The organism is Citromicrobium bathyomarinum, from assembly GCF_038594485.1.
GTDB classification, from domain to species: domain Bacteria; phylum Pseudomonadota; class Alphaproteobacteria; order Sphingomonadales; family Sphingomonadaceae; genus Alteriqipengyuania; species Alteriqipengyuania bathyomarina_A.
The window spans coordinates 92,961-109,219 of record NZ_JBCFZG010000001.1 but is presented as its reverse complement, the minus strand read 5'-3'; the positions used below and the strand labels follow the sequence as shown (position 1 = coordinate 109,219).

The window sequence follows — 16,259 nt, the reverse complement described above, 5'->3', positions numbered from 1 at the left end:
AGACTTGCAGACAGATGGCAACGATCAACATGGGAAGAGTGCTGGATCGATAACGCTGCTTGGCGGTATCGCAATGGGAACCGGCGTCATGATCGGCGCTGGTATTTTCGCACTGACCGGCCAGATTGCCGAACTGGCTGGACCGCTATTTCCGCTTTCTTTCATAGTCGGCGCCCTGGTCACTTCCCTAGCCGCCTACAGCTACATCAAGATGTCGAACCGCTGGCCCTCCTCTGGCGGCATCGCGATGATTCTTCAGAAGGCCTACGGACCGGGTGTTGTTGCAGCATCGGCATCGCTCCTGATGGCGCTGTCGATGGTCATCAACGAAAGCCTGGTCGCTCGGACCTTCGCGACCTATGCCTTGCGGCCCTTTGGGCTCGAGAGCAGCGGCATTCTGGTTTCCGTCGCAGCGCTTGCGCTCATCGTCTTCGCCTATTTCGTGAATGCGGCAGGCAACAAATCGGTCAGCGGTTTCTCTCTCGTCATGTCGGCGATCAAGATCGGCGGCATCGCCCTGTTCGCGATTGCGGCGATCTGGGCCAGCGGCTTTTCGGGCGGCGCCTTCTCAGAGCCAGTCGCGCTTTCAGGTCTCGACGCGTTGCTCGCGTCGGTCGCCTTCTCGATCCTCGCGTTCAAGGGTTTCACCACCATCACCAACAGCGGCGGCGAAATCATCGATCCGCACCGAAATGTTGGCAGAACCATTATCATTTCGATCACAGTATGCGTGGTCGTCTACCTTCTGGTCGCGGTGGCGGTCGGAGCCAGCCTCGGCACTTCGGAAATAGCCCAAGCACGCGATTACTCGCTTGCGGCAGCTGCGCGCCCCGCGCTCGGAGAGCTTGGGTTCTATTTCACAGTCGCAATCGCGATCGCAGCCACGACCTCGGGTGTCATCGCCAGCGTTTTCGCCGTTTCGCGAATGCTGACGATGCTGACCGAAATGAAGATGATCCCGCATAGCCATTTTGGGATGAAGGGACCGATCCGCAGTCACATGCTGGTCTATACCGTCGTGGTCGCCGGCACGCTCGCGGTCCTGTTCGATCTTTCGCGGATCGCCTCGCTCGGAGCGTTCTTCTATCTCGTAATGGACATGCTCGTGCATTGGGGCGTGCTGCGCGGTTTGCGGGAAGAGATAGGCGCGCGTGCCTGGATCCTCTGGTCGGCGCTCATGGCGGACGGCGTAGTCCTGACAGCTTTTGCCCTCGCCAAGCTTAAAACCGACCCTGCGGTCGTTGCCTATGCGGTCGCAGGTATTGCCGCAGTGTTCGGAGCCGAATGGTTCTATCTACGTCGGAATCCTGCGCTGCGTGAAATGCCCGCCACAGACGATGGAGATCATCGATGATCGCCGCACTAATTCTCGCCATTGCACTTTTCCTGGCCTCGGTCGGCGTGCATCTGTCGATCCTCGGCGCCGGGCATCGCCTGCTCCACGCACCCGGAAATTTCTCCGCCAAGCTTCGGGTCGCGCTTCTCGTCCTGGCATCGCACCTGCTTGTCGCGACGCTCTTCGCTGGCGGTTTCTGGCTGGGCGCGGAGCTGGGCCTCGGCGGGTTCGACAAGACGCCGGCGATGAGTGCGATGGACTATTTCTATTTCTCGCTGATCAACGTGACCACGCTGGGGCTCGGCGACATCTACCCGACCGAGCACCTGCGCGTCATTGCCGGCGTCGAAGCCTTGACCGGCTTCGCGCTCATCAGCTGCTCGGCACAATTGTTCTGGACCATGATGAAGGAAGGAGAAAACGCATGACTGAAAGCTCATCCCACTCGGATAAGGGAGGGGGCGGCAACTACTGGCGGTTTATGGCCATGGTATCGACCTCGACCGTGATCATGTTCTTCCTGATGTACGCCAACAGCTTCGACATGGACGACGTGTTCTGGAGCGAGACGCGCTTCTGGATGATGTTCGTCATGGGCGCGATGATGATGGTGGTCATGCTGCTCTTCATGTGGGGCATGTACAAGGACCGGACCAAGAATTTCATCATCCTGGGTGTCGGAGCCGTCGTTTTCGCACTCGCGCTATGGCTCGTACGCAGCCAGACCACGGTCGACGACACCGAATACATGGCGGCGATGATCCCGCACCACTCGATCGCGATCATGACCAGCGAGAGAGCGAGCCTGAAGGATCCGCGTGTCCGCGAACTTGCTCAGGCCATCATCGTCGCGCAGCGGCGCGAGATCGCCGAGATGAAATATCTCATCCAGGACATCGAGGAGAACGGTCCGCGCACCGAAGAACGCCTGCCCGAGGAGATGCAGCAATGAACAAGATCGCACTTCTGACGCTTGCAGCCCTCCCGCTGGCGGCCTGCAACACCAATACCGCCATCGGCAATGATCGCGAAGCGCAGCTCGATCCTCCGGCAACGGCGGCGCCGATAGAGAGTGCCGCGAGCGCTCTTGCCAATCTCAGCCCCGGCCTCATGTTGCCCGAAACGATGAGCGACGCGGATCTTACCGCGCTGGGAGCCGAGAACACGTGCCAGTTCCGCCTGACCGAGGTCGCGTTCCCGTCGTTCGTCTACGACAACAGCGGTCGCGGGGCGATCAAGATCAATGGCAAACTGATCCCGGTCACGGCAAGCGCTTCGGGTGAGTATGCGGATGGTGAGCTTCGTATCCGTACGCGCCTTCTCGATGACGAGGGAGACGCGGGCCTGCAGATGCAGGAGCTGATCGTCGCCGGACCCCGGATGAAGGACGAGTTCGGGTTCTGGGGTTACACGACCTGTGGCAACAGCGAGGCGTGAAGACGAGCGAGCGGGCGCTAGCGTCCGTCGGTGCCCGCTCCACGATCACGATCAGCCCGGCACGCGCCGCCGAATTCATAATGAGGTACGACCGTGGAAGCTGAACCTGTGACCGATGCAGCCCCCCTTGCGGTCTTCGGTGCCGGAGGAAAGACCGGCACGGAAATATTGCGCCATGCGGTCCGCAAGGGCATCGCGGTACGAGCGTTCGAACACACCCTGCCCGAACCATCGGACAGGGTCGACAATGTCGAGTATTTCCAGTGCGACGTTCTCAATGACGACTTCAGCAGCGAGCTTGAAGGTTGTCGTGCGGTCATTTCCGCACTCGGTATAGGGTTTAGTCCATCTACGGCGATCGATCCGCCTCCGCTTTATACGGAGGGAACCCGCAAGCTGGTGGAAGCGATGTCGACGACCGGCATTTCCCGGATCGTCGTGATATCGGCGGCGTTTGTAGAGCCGCAGCCCAGCGTTCCTGCATGGTTCGAGCTCACGGCAAGACCAGCCTTGCACAATATTCTCGAACAGATGCGCGCCATGGAAGATCTTCTGGAGCGCGCGAAAGGCCTGAATTGGACGTCTGCGCGACCGGGCTGGCTCCTCGACGAACCCTATACGGGTGAAGCCGTCATTACCGACGAGCGTCTTGCCGAGGGTTGCTTTCGTTGCCGGCACGCCGACCTCGCGGCAGCCATGCTCGAATTCGTGTTTGAGAACACCTGGGTCAACGCCAAGCCCGCTATCGCCCGGCCAGAAGCAGACCGCTTCGAGAACGTCTCGGCACTCAAAGCCGAACTCGGGATCGACTAGATCGACGCGGTCTCACGGAAACACTCCAACAACGAGGCAAAACATGCTGCTCGAGAAGATAAAGACCCCCGGCCTCTCCCACCTTTCCTATCTGATTGGTTCGCAGGGCAAGGCAGCGGTCATCGATCCGCGCCGGGACTGCGAGATTTATGTCGAGCGTGCCCGCGCCGAAGGGCTGGAGATCACGCATATCTTCGAAACGCACAGGAATGAGGATCTCATCACGGGATCGCCGGTATTGGCCAAAATGACCGGTGCCCGCGTTCTGCACGGTCCAAACCCTGCGGACGAGATTGTTTTCGCCGACACCGCGCGAGAGGGCGACGTTTTCGAGATCGGGAAGTTGCGGATTTCGGTGCTCGAAACTCCCGGTCACACCGACGATCATCTCGCCTTCGTCCTCCATGACGACGATTTTCCCGAAGGACCGATCGGCGTGTTCACCGGCGATGCGCTCTTCGTTGGCGACGTCGGACGCACCGATTTCTATCCCGAGCGCGCGCGGGAGGTCGCGGGCCTCCTGTACGATTCACTGCAGAAGATTTGCGGTCTGGGTGACCAGACGATCATTTACCCCGCGCATGGAGCAGGCTCGGTCTGCGGTTCGGGAATGGCGGACCGTGAATTCTCGACCATAGGCCACGAACGTCGCAACAATCCGAAGCTCCAGATCGCCCATCGCGAGGAATTTATCGAGGCCAAGCTCGCCGAGCATCATTACCAGCCGCCCTACTTCAGACTGATGGAACGCCTGAACGTCGAGGGAACATCTCCTGCGCCACGGATCTTGCGACCAAAACGTCTCAAACTCTCCGACATTCGCGAAATCGACGCCGATCATGTCGTCGACGTGCGGGATCCGCTTGCATACGCAAGCGGGCATCTGCCTGGTTCGATATGCCTTCCGGTCGGCATGATCTCGGCGTTTGCGGGCTGGTTCATCAGGGAGGGTGAAACAATCGTCCTCGTCGGATCGGCGGAAGACCAGCTGGCTTCGGCCATGACACACCTTGTGAGGATCGGGCTCGACTCGATCGACGGCGGCTATGTCGGTATCGTCCCGGCTGCAGCGCAGGGAATGGACATGGCGAACCTTCCGATGATCGGGACGAGCGAGGTTCAGGATCGTCTCGAGCGCAAGCGCGACAACTGGACCTTGCTTGACGTGCGTGACCTCGATGAGCGGCGCAGCAGCGCGATCGAGGGATCGGAACACATCTACGTGGGCGAACTCAATTCCCGCTTCGCCGAGCTCGATCGCGAACGCGCCTATTCCGTCATGTGTGCCAGTGGCATGCGTGCGAGTGTGGCGGCGGGCTGGCTGCAAAGCAAAGGATTCGAAAAGCTCGATATATATCTGGGCTCGATGGGTGCCTGGCAGCACGCGTCGTGATGAACCATCGCACCCGATGCGAGGTCCTTGTCTTGCTCTGCGGGAAGCTTTACGCTTTTATTATGCGAGACTTGCGCACCCTTGGACTGCTTTTGATCGCTTGCGGGCTGTTCGTTCAATCGGCAGCGCATGCATCTGCCCTGCCTCAGGCGCTCGATGCAGGCAAACCGGCCTGCGCCGAGATGGAGATGATGGCGGGCGCAGCTTCCATGGACGATCATGACGGCGTGCCTTGCAAGAACCTTCGGCTGGATTGTCTTGTGGCATTCGGCTGCATCCCGCCCCTCGTTCCAGGGGGTGATGCGACCCTGGTCGGTGAAATACCGGCGCAGGCTTCTCAGTTCAGCCGATTAGTCTCCAATTCGCTCGCAGCCACAGGACTAGGGCCAGAGCCGCCACCTCCGCAACTTCCGGCATGACCCGTGTGCAGGCTCAAGCCTGCGCGCTCCTGCCTCTGGATGAACGGCCTGCGCTCGACGCGGGCCGGTGATCCGGAACGCGTGTCTGACGCGCTCCTTTTGCGGATGAACGATCATGAAACGAATAAGCTGGACCGCGCTTCCGGTCCTGCTGGCCCTCGCGCCGGCGAGTAATGCCCAGTCGGTGGGCTATCAGGAAGCTTTGCGAGCAGCAACGAGCGACCAGCCCCAGGTTCGAACAAGCGAGCTAAGACTGGAAGCCCGGCGGGAGATCGCCGATGCTGCCGATGAATTGCCCGATCCGCGCCTTCGCGCGGGCATCCAGAACCTGCCGGTAAGCGGGCCGGCTGCGTTCGAGCTGGATCGCCAGCTCCCAACGCAGATCCAAGTCGGCATCGAACAGGAGATCCCCAATCTCGCGAAACGTCGGGCCCGGTTCGGAATGGCGGAGGCCGACATCGGACTTGCCGCAGCACAGTTGCGTCAAACCCGTTACAGGGTGCGCGTCGGAGCAGGAATGGCATGGATTTCGTTGGCTTATGCCCAACGGGCTCTGACCGTCGCCGACGATGCACTTGCTCAAATCGAGGGGCTCGTACCACTCGCCCGCAGTTCTGTCGCCGCCGGTTCGGCCAGACCCGCCGAAAGTCTGGAAGTACGCCGTGCCGTGCTCGAAGTCGAAGACATGCGGACCAGGATCGAAGCCGACCGAGAGGCCGCGCAAGCCATGCTGTCGCGCTATACCGCTCTGACGAACGCTATCGCGACCGGAACCACGCCTTCGCCCGATCTCGATCCCGAAGGTTTGCGGGCAAGTTTGCAAAGCAATCCGGAACTTGTCGTGGCGCTTGCGCAGGTTCGTCAAGCGGAAGCGCGAAGTGATCTTGCCCGATCGGAAAGGCGTCCGGATTTCGGCGTCAATGTGAGCTATGGAAGGCGCGATCCCGACTTTGGCGATGTCGTCTCGGTGATGGGTTCGATCACGCTCCCGATTTTCGCCGACCGGCGCCAAAACCCGCGTGTAGCCGCCGCCGACGCCGAGGCGGCGGCGGCGCAGTCGGCCAGAGCAGACCGGCTCCGTGAACTCGAAGCCCAGTTCGAGACCGATCTCGCCGCATGGCGCAGCGCTTATCGACAATGGCAGCGCGCGACGGACGAACTGCTCCCTCTTGCCGAAAGCCGCGTGGACCTCGAACGCGCGAGCTTTGCCGCAGGCCGCGCGGATCTGCTCGACATCATCGACGCCATCAAAACGCTCGCCATGCTGCGGGTGGAAATTCTGCAACGCGAAGAGGCGTCCGTCGAGGCCGCCGCGAACCTGCGACTGACTTATGGGGAGTATGGCCGATGAGACCCGCAATGGGAGCCGCGTGGGACAGGCTGTCGCCGCGCCAGAAATCCTGGATGATGGCAGGCACGGTCGCGCTCATCAGTCTTGCCGCCGGCTATGGTCTCTCGCAGCTCGGCGAAGGCCAGGGTGGTGCAAGCGACGCGGGCGGCAGTGCGACCGAATGCGAGGAGGTCCTTTACTGGTACGACCCGATGGTGCCGGGGCAGCACTTCGACGAGCCGGGCAAGTCGCCCTTCATGGATATGCATCTGGTGCCCAAGTGCGCGGGCGAGGAGGCCACTGCAGGCGTCAGGATAGATCCCGGCCTGGTGCAGAATTTCGGCATCCGCACCACTGAAGCCGAGTACGGCGTCCTCGAGCCGGGAATAACCGTCACAGGCGTTCTGGCCTACAATGAACGCGACGTCGCGATCGTCCAGCCACGTGCCGGAGGCTATGTCCAAAGAACCTACGGCCGCGCGCCCGACGATGTCGTTGGACGGGGCGCGCCGCTCGCGGATATCCTGGTTCCCGAATGGGGCGGAGCGCAGCAGGAGTATCTGGCCGTCCTGAACAGCGGTGATGAAGAACTTGCGCAGGCCATGCGCGAACGCATGCGCCTTTTGGGTATGCCTCCAGGCCTGATCTCATCGGTAGGGCGCAATGGACGTCCGCAGTCCACGATCACCGTTACCGCGCCGATTGGAGGTGCCATCACATCGCTCGGCGTGCGTCCGGGAATGACAGTCATGGCCGGACAGACGCTCGCCGAGATAACCGGTTTCTCACCGATCTGGCTCGAAGCCGCGGTGCCTGAAAGGCAGGCGGCGACTGTCCGCGTCGGGCAACCTGTCAGCGCGACGCTGACCGCATTCCCCGAGGAACGCTTCTCCGGGCCCATCATCGCTATCCTGCCGAGCGCGCAGGATGCAAGCCGTACGATCACCGTTCGTGCGCAACTGCCCAATGCATCCGGGCGCCTCAAGCCGGGCATGTTCGCACAGGTCTCGCTGACCCCGGACACACGCCGCGCGCTGCTGGTACCGTCCGAAGCGGTTATCAGGACCGGACGTCGAACCATCGTGATGGTGAAGCAGGACGAGGGCGGTTTCATGCCCGCCGAGGTCCGGATCGGCCGCGAAGCGGGTGGAAGGACCGAAGTGCTGGCCGGTCTGTCGGCAGGCGACCAGGTCGTGACATCGGGTCAGTTCCTGCTCGATTCCGAAGCAAGCCTCACCGGACTGGACGTCCGTCCGATAGATCAGGCAGATGACGCTTCCACCGGCGGCGAGGACGCATCAGCGACCTTCGGTGCCACCGGCACGATCCAGTCGATCGCCAATGGTTCGGTGACGCTGCGGCATGGTCCTGTGCCCCGGCTCGATTGGCCCGCGATGACCATGACCTTCCGCACGAAGAGCGCGGCGCAAATGCGCGGGCTCGAGACGGGAGACAGGGTGCGCTTCACCTTCACCCAGCAGGATGCCGGCCCCCGGATCGAGTCTATCACGAGGGCCGGACAATGATTGCTCGGATAATCGATGCCTCGATCGCCAACCGCCTGTTTATCGTTCTCGCCGCCGTCGCGGTAACGCTGGCCGGTTTCTGGGCGGTGCGCACGACGCCGGTCGACGCGTTGCCCGATCTGTCCGATGTGCAGGTTGTGGTCCGGTCAAACTATCCGGGTCAGGCCCCCCGGATCGTCGAGGAACAGGTCACCTATCCCCTGGCAACGACCATGCTCTCGGTGCCGGGGGCGAAAACCGTCCGTGGCTATTCGATGTTCGGTGACAGCTATGTCTATATCATCTTCGAGGACGGTACCGACCTCTACTGGGCACGCTCGCGCGTGCTCGAATATCTCAACCAGGTGCAGAACCGCCTGCCCGATGGCGTCACGAGCACGCTTGGGCCCGATGCAACCGGTGTGGGGTGGATCTACGAATATGCGCTCGTCGACCGGACCGGCGGGCACGACCTTGCCGGACTGCGCAGCCTGCAGGACTGGTTCCTGCGCTACGAGCTCAAGACGATTCCCGGCATTGCCGAGGTCGCCAGCGTCGGCGGAATGGTCAAGCAATACCAGGTCGTGCTGGAACCTTACCGGATGGCATCGCTCGGCGTGACTCACGCCGAGATCGTGAGCGCAATCCAGGCCGCCAACCAGGAAGCGGGCGGCTCGATCGTCGAGATGGGCGAAGCCGAATATATGGTCCGCGCCTCGGGCTATCTCGGCGACCTCGAGGATTTTCGGCAGATTCCACTACGCACTGCGAGCGGCGGCATTCCGGTCACGCTTGGCGACGTAGCGACAATCCAGGTAGGCCCCGAGCTGCGCCGTGGCATCGCCGAGCTCAATGGCGAAGGCGAGGTTGCCGGGGGCATCATCGTTCTGCGGCAGGGCGCGGATGCGCGAAGCGCGATCCAAGCCGTGGAACTCAAACTCGACGACTTGCAGGCAAGCCTTCCCGAAGGCGTCGAGATCGTCACGACCTACGATCGCTCTCAGCTCATCGATGCGTCTATAGAGAACCTCACCACGAAGCTCATCGAAGAGTTTATCGTCGTGGCGCTCGTATGCGCGCTGTTCCTCTGGCACGCGCGTTCGGCACTTGTCGCCATCATCACCCTGCCTTTGGGCGTGCTCGCGGCCTTCATCGTGATGCGCATCCAGGGCGTTAATGCCAACATCATGTCGCTGGGTGGAATAGCCATCGCGGTCGGTGCGATGGTCGATGCCGCCGTCGTCATGATTGAGAACGCGCACAAGCATCTCGAGCGATGGGAACACGAGAATCCCGATACCGCGCTCGCGGTGAAGGAACGCTGGCGGATCATCGCCGATGCATCGAAGGAAGTGGGACCGGCGTTGTTCTTCAGTCTGCTGATCATTACGCTGTCGTTCCTACCGGTCTTCACCCTGCAGGCGCAGGAAGGGCGGTTGTTCGCTCCGCTCGCTTTCACCAAGACCTATGCCATGGCGGCCGCGGCCATTCTGTCGGTAACGCTGGTGCCGGTAATGATGGGATGGCTGATCCGTGGGAAGATCCCTTCGGAGGATTCCAATTTTCTCAACCGCTGGCTGACGAAAATCTATCGTCCGGGGCTCGACTGGGTCATGCGGCGCCCAAAGGCAACGCTGGTGATCGCGGCGCTGATCTTCCTGACCACCGCGATCCCCTTCACCCGGCTTGGCGGCGAGTTCCTCCCGCCGCTCGATGAAGGCGATTTGCTTTATATGCCGAGCGCGCTGCCCGGCCTTTCCCCCGGCGAGGCTTCGGCGCTGCTGCAGCGCACCGATCGCCTGATCAAGTCGGTCCCCGAGGTGGAAACGGTGTTCGGCAAGGCGGGGCGCGCCGATACAGCGACGGATCCGGCTCCCCTGACGATGTTCGAAACGACGATCCGCTTCAAGCCGCGCGAGGAGTGGCGCGAGGGAATGACGCCCGATCTGCTGGTCGAGGAACTTGACCGGGTCGTTCAGGTGCCGGGCCTCGCCAATGTCTGGGTGCCGCCGATCCGCAACCGGATCGACATGCTCGCGACCGGGATCAAGAGCCCGATCGGGGTCAAGGTTTCAGGCGACGATCTCGATCAACTCGAACGCGTTGCACTCGATGTGGAGCGTATCGCCAAGACCGTGCCTGGCGTGAGTTCCGCCCTGGCGGAGCGCCTGTCGGGCGGTCGCTATGTCGATGTCGATATCGACCGGATGGCGGCCGCGCGATACGGGCTCAACATTGCCGACATCCAGCAGATCGTCTCTGGTGCAGTTGGCGGTGCCAATGTCGCACGGACCGTCGAGGGGCTGGCGCGCTATCCGATCAATGTGCGCTATCCCCGCGAAATCAGGGACAGCGTCGAGGAACTCAGGGCCTTGCCGGTTCTGACGCCGTCCGGCCAACAGATCACGCTTGGCACTGTCGCCCGTATCGCCGTCAGCGACGGTCCGCCCATGCTCAAGAGCGAACAGGGCCGACTGACCAGCTACATCTACGTCGACGTCCGGGGCCGCGATCTTACTTCGGTGGTCGCCGATCTGCAGGAGGTCGTCGCCGCGGGTGTCGATCTTCCTGCCGGCGTCAGCCTGTCCTATGCGGGCCAGTTCGAATATCTGACGCGCGCCTATGAGCGACTGAAGGTCGTGGTTCCCGCGACGCTTGCGATCATTTTCCTGCTGCTCTATCTCATTTTCCGGCGCTGGGACGAAGCCTTGCTGATCATGGGCACGCTGCCCTTCGCGCTGACGGGCGGATACTGGTTGCTCTATCTGATGGGCTACAACCAGTCGGTGGCGACTGCGGTCGGTTTCATCGCGCTTGCCGGCGTCTCCGCCGAATTCGGCGTAGTGATGCTGATTTACCTGAAAGCCGCACTGGAGCGGCGACGCGGTGATCTGAGCGCCGAAGAAGTAGACGAGGCCATCCGGGAAGGCGCGCTCCTGCGCGTGCGGCCCAAGGCGATGACCGTCGCAGTCATCCTTGCGGGTCTCTTTCCGATCCTGATCGGCACCGGCGCGGGCTCGGAAGTCATGAGCCGCATCGCCGCGCCGATGGTTGGCGGCATGATCACCGCCCCGCTCCTGTCCATGTTCCTGCTTCCCGCCGCCTATCTGTTGTTGCGGCGCCCCCGTCCGGAAAAACCGGCCAACCCTCAAGGAGAAGAAGAGTGCGTACCCCAACCTACATGATCCTGCTCGCGGCACCGCTGGCGCTTGCAGCCTGCGACGCTGCAGACGACAGCTCAGAGACCATGATGTCAGACGACATGGCGAACTCGGACAGCATGCCCATGTCAGGCGAAATGCCGATGGCGGAGGAGACCGGCGGCGAGCAGAGCGCCAGCGCGGAGGGAACGGTTACAGCCATCGATTCCGAGGCGGGCACGGTGACCATCGAGCATGGTCCGGTCGAAAGTATCGGATGGCCCGCGATGACCATGACCTTCGAAGCCGACGCGCAAATCCTCGAACAGGTCAGTGTCGGTGAGGGAATAGCCTTTGAATTTCGTACTGGAACCGAAGGCAGCGTCGTTACCTCGGTAACGCCGCGATAGGACGGTGGGTGGGAGGCGCTCGGTTGCGCCGGTGCCTCCCACGCAAAAACAGGTGAATATGCCAGGTATCGACAGACCCGACTTTAAGGATCGCCGCGACTTCATCAAGAGCGCCGGCCTCGCGGCGACGGGTTTCGCCGCGCTGCCGCTGCTGGGTTGCGGTACGCAAAGCAGGATGTCGCTCGATCAGGGAGGCGAAAGCAATCCTCTTGCCATACCTCGGCTACAGGCAGGAACGATCGAACGGGGCGAGCGTGTCTTTCGCCTGTCCCTGACACCGGGCGAGAAAGAATTCGTGCCCGGCACGGCGTCACCGACGATCGGTATCGACGCATCCTATCTCGGCCCGACCCTCGAAATGCGCCGCGGCGAACAGGTTCGCTTTCACATCGACAACAAGCTTGCCGAAGATGCGACCGTTCACTGGCATGGTTTCGAACTTCCCGCCACAGCGGATGGCGGGCCGCACCAGCTCATACGGCCCGGTGAGCGCTGGAGCCCGTCCTTCGAAATACGCCAGCGCGCTTCGTTATACTGGTATCATTCGCATCTGCATCGCCGGGCCGGACCACAGGTCTATGCCGGACTTGCTGCCCCGATCTACGTGCGCGACGAGGAAGAGGATCGCCTCGATCTGCCGAGCCGGTACGGTGTAGATGACATACCGCTCGTCGTGCAGGATCGCGTGATCGACGGCGCGGGCCGCCTTGTTTACCCGCTCGATATGCACTCGCGGATGATGGGGGTGATGGGTGAGCGCATCTATGTGAACGGAACGGCCAATGCCGTTTTCGAGGCCGCCGCCGGTCCGCTGCGCCTGCGGCTTCTCAATGGATCGAATGCGCGGTTCTACACCTTCTCGCTCGAAGGTGATCGTCCGATGCAACTCATCGCAAGCGATGGCGGCCTGCTTGCCGCGCCAAGCGAGGTTCGCAGTCTTACCCTTGCCCCAGGCGAACGCGCACAAGTGATCGTCGATCTTTCCGAAGGGCGCCCGCTCCGGCTGATTGCCAGCAGCCCTGCTAACGCCATGGGCATGATGGGCGGGCAAGGCGGGGGTATGATGGGCGGCGGAATGATGGGAAACCGGGCCGATCGCGAGAGGCAGGGGCGCACGTTTTCGATCCTCGATATGCGCCCCTCAGGCGCGTCAACTCCAGTAATGCTCCCGCCCACTCTGGCCGCGCTTGCTGCGCCAGCCCCCTCACTCGCCGTTCGCAGCCGCCGTTTCGTGCTCGATATGGGCATGATGGGCCGGGGCATGTCGATCAACGGCGAAACCATGGACATGGACGTCATCAATCAGCGCGTACCGGTGGGTCAGTGGGAAATATGGGAAATCGCCAACGCATCGATGATGGCCCATCCCTTTCATATTCATAACGTGCAGTTCCGCTTGCTCGACCGGGACGGTCGGCCTCCGCGGGCGGAAGAGGCGGGCTTCAAGGACACCGTAATCGTCAACCCGCGTGAACAGGTCAGGCTGCTGTTGCGGTTCGAAGAAAATACCGATCCCGACACTCCCTACATGTATCACTGCCATATCCTCGAGCACGAGGACGCAGGCATGATGGGGCAGTTCGTGGTGATGGCCAACTAGGGGAGAACGACAGATGAGCGATGGGCACAATGCAATCGAGGGTATGGCGACCGACCCCGTTTGCGGAATGAGCGTGAAGATGGACGGCGCCCGCTTCGTCGATCGACACGAGGGTGGCGACCATTACTTCTGCTCCTCGCGCTGCCTCGACAAGTTCCGCGCGGATCCGGAGATGTATCTTTCGAAGGCGCACCTCGATGCTGTCGAGGATGTCCCGGAAGGTACCATATACACCTGTCCGATGCATCCGGAGATCCGGCAGCCGGGGCCGGGCTCTTGCCCGATATGCGGGATGGCCCTCGAACCCGAAACGGTCACTCTGAACGAGGGCCCCGATCCCGAACTCGTCGACATGCGGCGAAGGTTCTGGTGGAGCGCGCTCTTCACGCTGCCGCTCTTCGCCTATGCGATGGGCGACATGATCCCGTCGCGACCGTTCGATCAGGTCATCGAACCCGCTATCGCGCAGTGGCTGCAGCTCCTGCTGGCAACTCCGGTGGTGCTTTGGGGCGGCTGGCCCTTCTTCACCCGCGCGCTGCAATCGGTCCGGACCATGAACCTCAACATGTTCACCCTGATCGGCTTCGGCGTCGCCATCGCCTATCTGTTCAGCCTTGTGGCAACCCTCGCCCCGGACATCTTTCCCGAGGCATTCCGCGATCATGCGGGCCGGGTCGGCGTCTATTACGAGGCCGCAGCGGTTATCACGACCCTCGTGCTGCTCGGGCAGGTGCTCGAGCTCAAGGCGCGCGGATCGACATCGAGCGCCTTGCGAGCGCTTCTCGAACTCGCACCCCCGACCGCGATGAAGATCTTCGGTCGCGGGGACGAGCGCGAAGTACCGCTCGATGAATTGACGTCGGGGGACCTGCTGCGCGTGCGTCCGGGCGACAAGGTCCCCGTCGATGGCACGCTCGAGGATGGAAGCAGTGCCATCGACGAATCCATGATCAGTGGCGAACCCATTCCCGTCAAGAAAAGCGCGGGCGATCCCGTGATCGGGGGCACCGTAAACCAGACCGGCAGCTTCACCATGCGCGCGACGCAGGTCGGCGCGGACACCATGCTCTCGAAGATCGTGCAGATGGTCGCGGAGGCCCAGCGCAGCCGGGCACCGATCCAGCGGCTCGCCGACCAGGTCACCGGATGGTTCGTACCCATCGTCGTCCTTGTCGCTATCGTGAGTTTTGTCGTCTGGGCCATCTGGGGACCGGCACCGGCCCTTGCCTACGCGCTCGTCAACGCGGTCGCCGTTCTGATCATCGCGTGTCCCTGCGCGCTCGGACTGGCGACGCCGATGTCGATCATGACCGGTACCGGCAAGGGCGCGCAGCACGGGATCCTGATCAAGAACGCCGAAGCGCTCGAAACGCTGGAAAAGATCGATACGCTGGTCGTCGACAAGACCGGAACGCTGACCCGGGGCATGCCTGATCTTGTCGACGTAAAACCGCAGCCAAATTTCGACGAGCAGGAATTGCTGAGCCTTGTCGCTGCCGTTGAGAGAGGAAGCGAGCATCCGCTCGCCCACGCGATCGTGGAAGGGGCTCAAAACAGGGGCGCTGCCATTCTCGACGCTTCCGATATCGAATCCGTGACCGGCGAAGGTATCCAGGCAAATGTCGACAAGCGCCTGGTCGCGATCGGGAATGAAAAGATGATGGAGCGTATAGGGGCGCTCGAAGAAGGCTGGCGGTCAACGGCGGACGAAGGCCGAAGCCTCGGACAGACGGTGATGTTCGTGGCCGTGGACGGGGCACCGGCAGGCCTTATCGCGGTCGCCGATCCGATCAAGGCAACCAGCCGCACCGCTATTGCCGCGTTGCATGAGCGCGGCATCAAGATCGTGATGCTTACCGGCGACAGCGAAGCCACCGCGCGTGCGGTAGCAAGCCAGGTCGGTATCGACGAAGTCGAAGCGAACGTCTCGCCCGAGGACAAACATCGCAAGATCGAGCAGTTGAAGAGCGATGGTCGCCGGGTCGCTATGGCCGGCGACGGCATAAACGACGCACCCGCGCTTGCCGCTTCGCATGTCGGCATCGCGATGGGAACGGGTACCGATGTCGCGATCGAAAGCGCGGGCGTGACATTGGTGCGCGGCGACCTCGTCGGCGTTGTTCAGGCGCTCGTCCTGTCTCGGGCCACTATGCGCAACATCAGGCAGAACCTGTTCTTTGCCTTTGCGTATAATGCGCTCGGCATACCGGTCGCAGCAGGTGTCCTCTATCCATGGACCGGGTTGCTTTTGAACCCGATGATCGCGGCCGCAGCGATGAGCCTGTCTTCGGTATCGGTGATCGGCAACGCCCTGCGCCTGCGCGGCCTCGCTCTTCCCAAATTCGATACCTGAGCGATGGGGACGGGACGGAGATCGCAGGAGTGACGAATCAGACGATGCAGGATCAGGACCAAATCTCTGAGGAATCGCGCGAATGGCGCGGTGCTCATCCAGCCCTCTGGATCGCGATATTCGGAATTCTCATCGCTTTCGCCTGGGAGATGCTCCAGCTTCCTTTCTACCAGTCGGGAGGTCTGTCGCCTGCCGAGGCAGCACGTCGCTGCGGCCTGGCCTCGTTCGGCGATGCCGGGATCATGGTGGCCGCTTATCTCGGCGCCTCTGTCGGCAGTGGTAAAACGCCGTGGCTCGTAGACTGGCCGATCTCGCGTTTTGTCGTGTTCCTGGGAATCGGCCTGGCCATTACTGCCATGGTCGAAGTGCTGGCTGTCGGTGCCGACTGGGGGTGGTCCTATAGTGCAATCATGCCGCTGGTGCCCGGAACCAAAATCGGTCTCATACCGATCGCGATGTGGGTCGCGGTTCCCACAGCCTCCTTGTGGCTCGCGCGCCGTCTCGGCACCGGACCCCGCTGATC

General features: G+C 62.1%; 13 protein-coding genes. All 13 read left to right on the top strand.

Annotation, left to right across the window (positions count from 1 at the left end; all coding sequences use genetic code 11):
* Positions 1-49 precede the first annotated feature (49 nt).
* The 13 genes from AAG591_RS00490 to AAG591_RS00430 all read left to right on the top strand — a co-directional run bounded on the left by AAG591_RS00490 (position 50) and on the right by AAG591_RS00430 (position 16,257).
* On the top strand, positions 50-1,354 hold the full coding sequence (locus AAG591_RS00490) for an APC family permease (RefSeq protein ID WP_342529954.1): 1,305 nt from the start codon (positions 50-52) through the stop codon (positions 1,352-1,354).
* Complete coding sequence (locus tag AAG591_RS00485) at positions 1,351-1,764, top strand: potassium channel family protein (protein WP_230782960.1); 414 nt, start codon at positions 1,351-1,353, stop codon at positions 1,762-1,764. Before AAG591_RS00490 ends, AAG591_RS00485 begins: the two co-directional genes overlap by 4 nt.
* Complete coding sequence (locus tag AAG591_RS00480; RefSeq protein ID WP_230782961.1) at positions 1,761-2,288, top strand: DUF305 domain-containing protein; 528 nt, start codon at positions 1,761-1,763, stop codon at positions 2,286-2,288. The genes AAG591_RS00485 and AAG591_RS00480 overlap by 4 nt, the downstream gene beginning before the upstream one ends.
* Complete coding sequence (locus AAG591_RS00475; RefSeq protein WP_054522845.1) at positions 2,285-2,773, top strand: DUF6692 family protein; 489 nt, start codon at positions 2,285-2,287, stop codon at positions 2,771-2,773. Before AAG591_RS00480 ends, AAG591_RS00475 begins: the two co-directional genes overlap by 4 nt.
* Positions 2,774-2,881: 108 nt before the next feature.
* Positions 2,882-3,586 (top strand): NAD(P)-dependent oxidoreductase, encoded by a 705-nt coding sequence (locus AAG591_RS00470; protein ID WP_342528957.1) that lies wholly within the window; start codon positions 2,882-2,884, stop codon positions 3,584-3,586.
* Positions 3,587-3,629: 43 nt separating this feature from the next.
* On the top strand, positions 3,630-4,979 hold the full coding sequence (locus AAG591_RS00465) for an MBL fold metallo-hydrolase (RefSeq protein ID WP_299309338.1): 1,350 nt from the start codon (positions 3,630-3,632) through the stop codon (positions 4,977-4,979).
* 534 nt (positions 4,980-5,513) lie between these two features.
* Entirely contained in the window at positions 5,514-6,749 is a 1,236-nt protein-coding gene (locus tag AAG591_RS00460) for a TolC family protein (protein ID WP_342528956.1), read from the top strand.
* Between the two features lie 8 nt (positions 6,750-6,757).
* Positions 6,758-8,254: an efflux RND transporter periplasmic adaptor subunit gene (locus tag AAG591_RS00455; protein ID WP_342529952.1), complete on the top strand. Its 1,497-nt coding sequence runs from the start codon at positions 6,758-6,760 to the stop codon at positions 8,252-8,254.
* Complete coding sequence (locus AAG591_RS00450; RefSeq protein WP_230782966.1) at positions 8,251-11,418, top strand: efflux RND transporter permease subunit; 3,168 nt, start codon at positions 8,251-8,253, stop codon at positions 11,416-11,418. The genes AAG591_RS00455 and AAG591_RS00450 overlap by 4 nt, the downstream gene beginning before the upstream one ends.
* Complete coding sequence (locus AAG591_RS00445) at positions 11,397-11,783, top strand: copper-binding protein (RefSeq protein ID WP_225082053.1); 387 nt, start codon at positions 11,397-11,399, stop codon at positions 11,781-11,783. The genes AAG591_RS00450 and AAG591_RS00445 overlap by 22 nt, the downstream gene beginning before the upstream one ends.
* A 58-nt stretch (positions 11,784-11,841) precedes the next feature.
* The gene (locus AAG591_RS00440) at positions 11,842-13,383 is read left to right on the top strand and encodes a multicopper oxidase family protein (protein WP_342528955.1); all 1,542 of its coding nucleotides are present in this window, start codon (positions 11,842-11,844) and stop codon (positions 13,381-13,383) included.
* 13 nt (positions 13,384-13,396) lie between these two features.
* The gene (locus AAG591_RS00435) at positions 13,397-15,736 is read left to right on the top strand and encodes a heavy metal translocating P-type ATPase (RefSeq protein ID WP_342528954.1); all 2,340 of its coding nucleotides are present in this window, start codon (positions 13,397-13,399) and stop codon (positions 15,734-15,736) included.
* A 44-nt stretch (positions 15,737-15,780) separates the two neighbouring features.
* On the top strand, positions 15,781-16,257 hold the full coding sequence (locus AAG591_RS00430; RefSeq protein WP_082834748.1) for a hypothetical protein: 477 nt from the start codon (positions 15,781-15,783) through the stop codon (positions 16,255-16,257).
* The last annotated feature ends 2 nt before the right edge of the window (positions 16,258-16,259 follow it).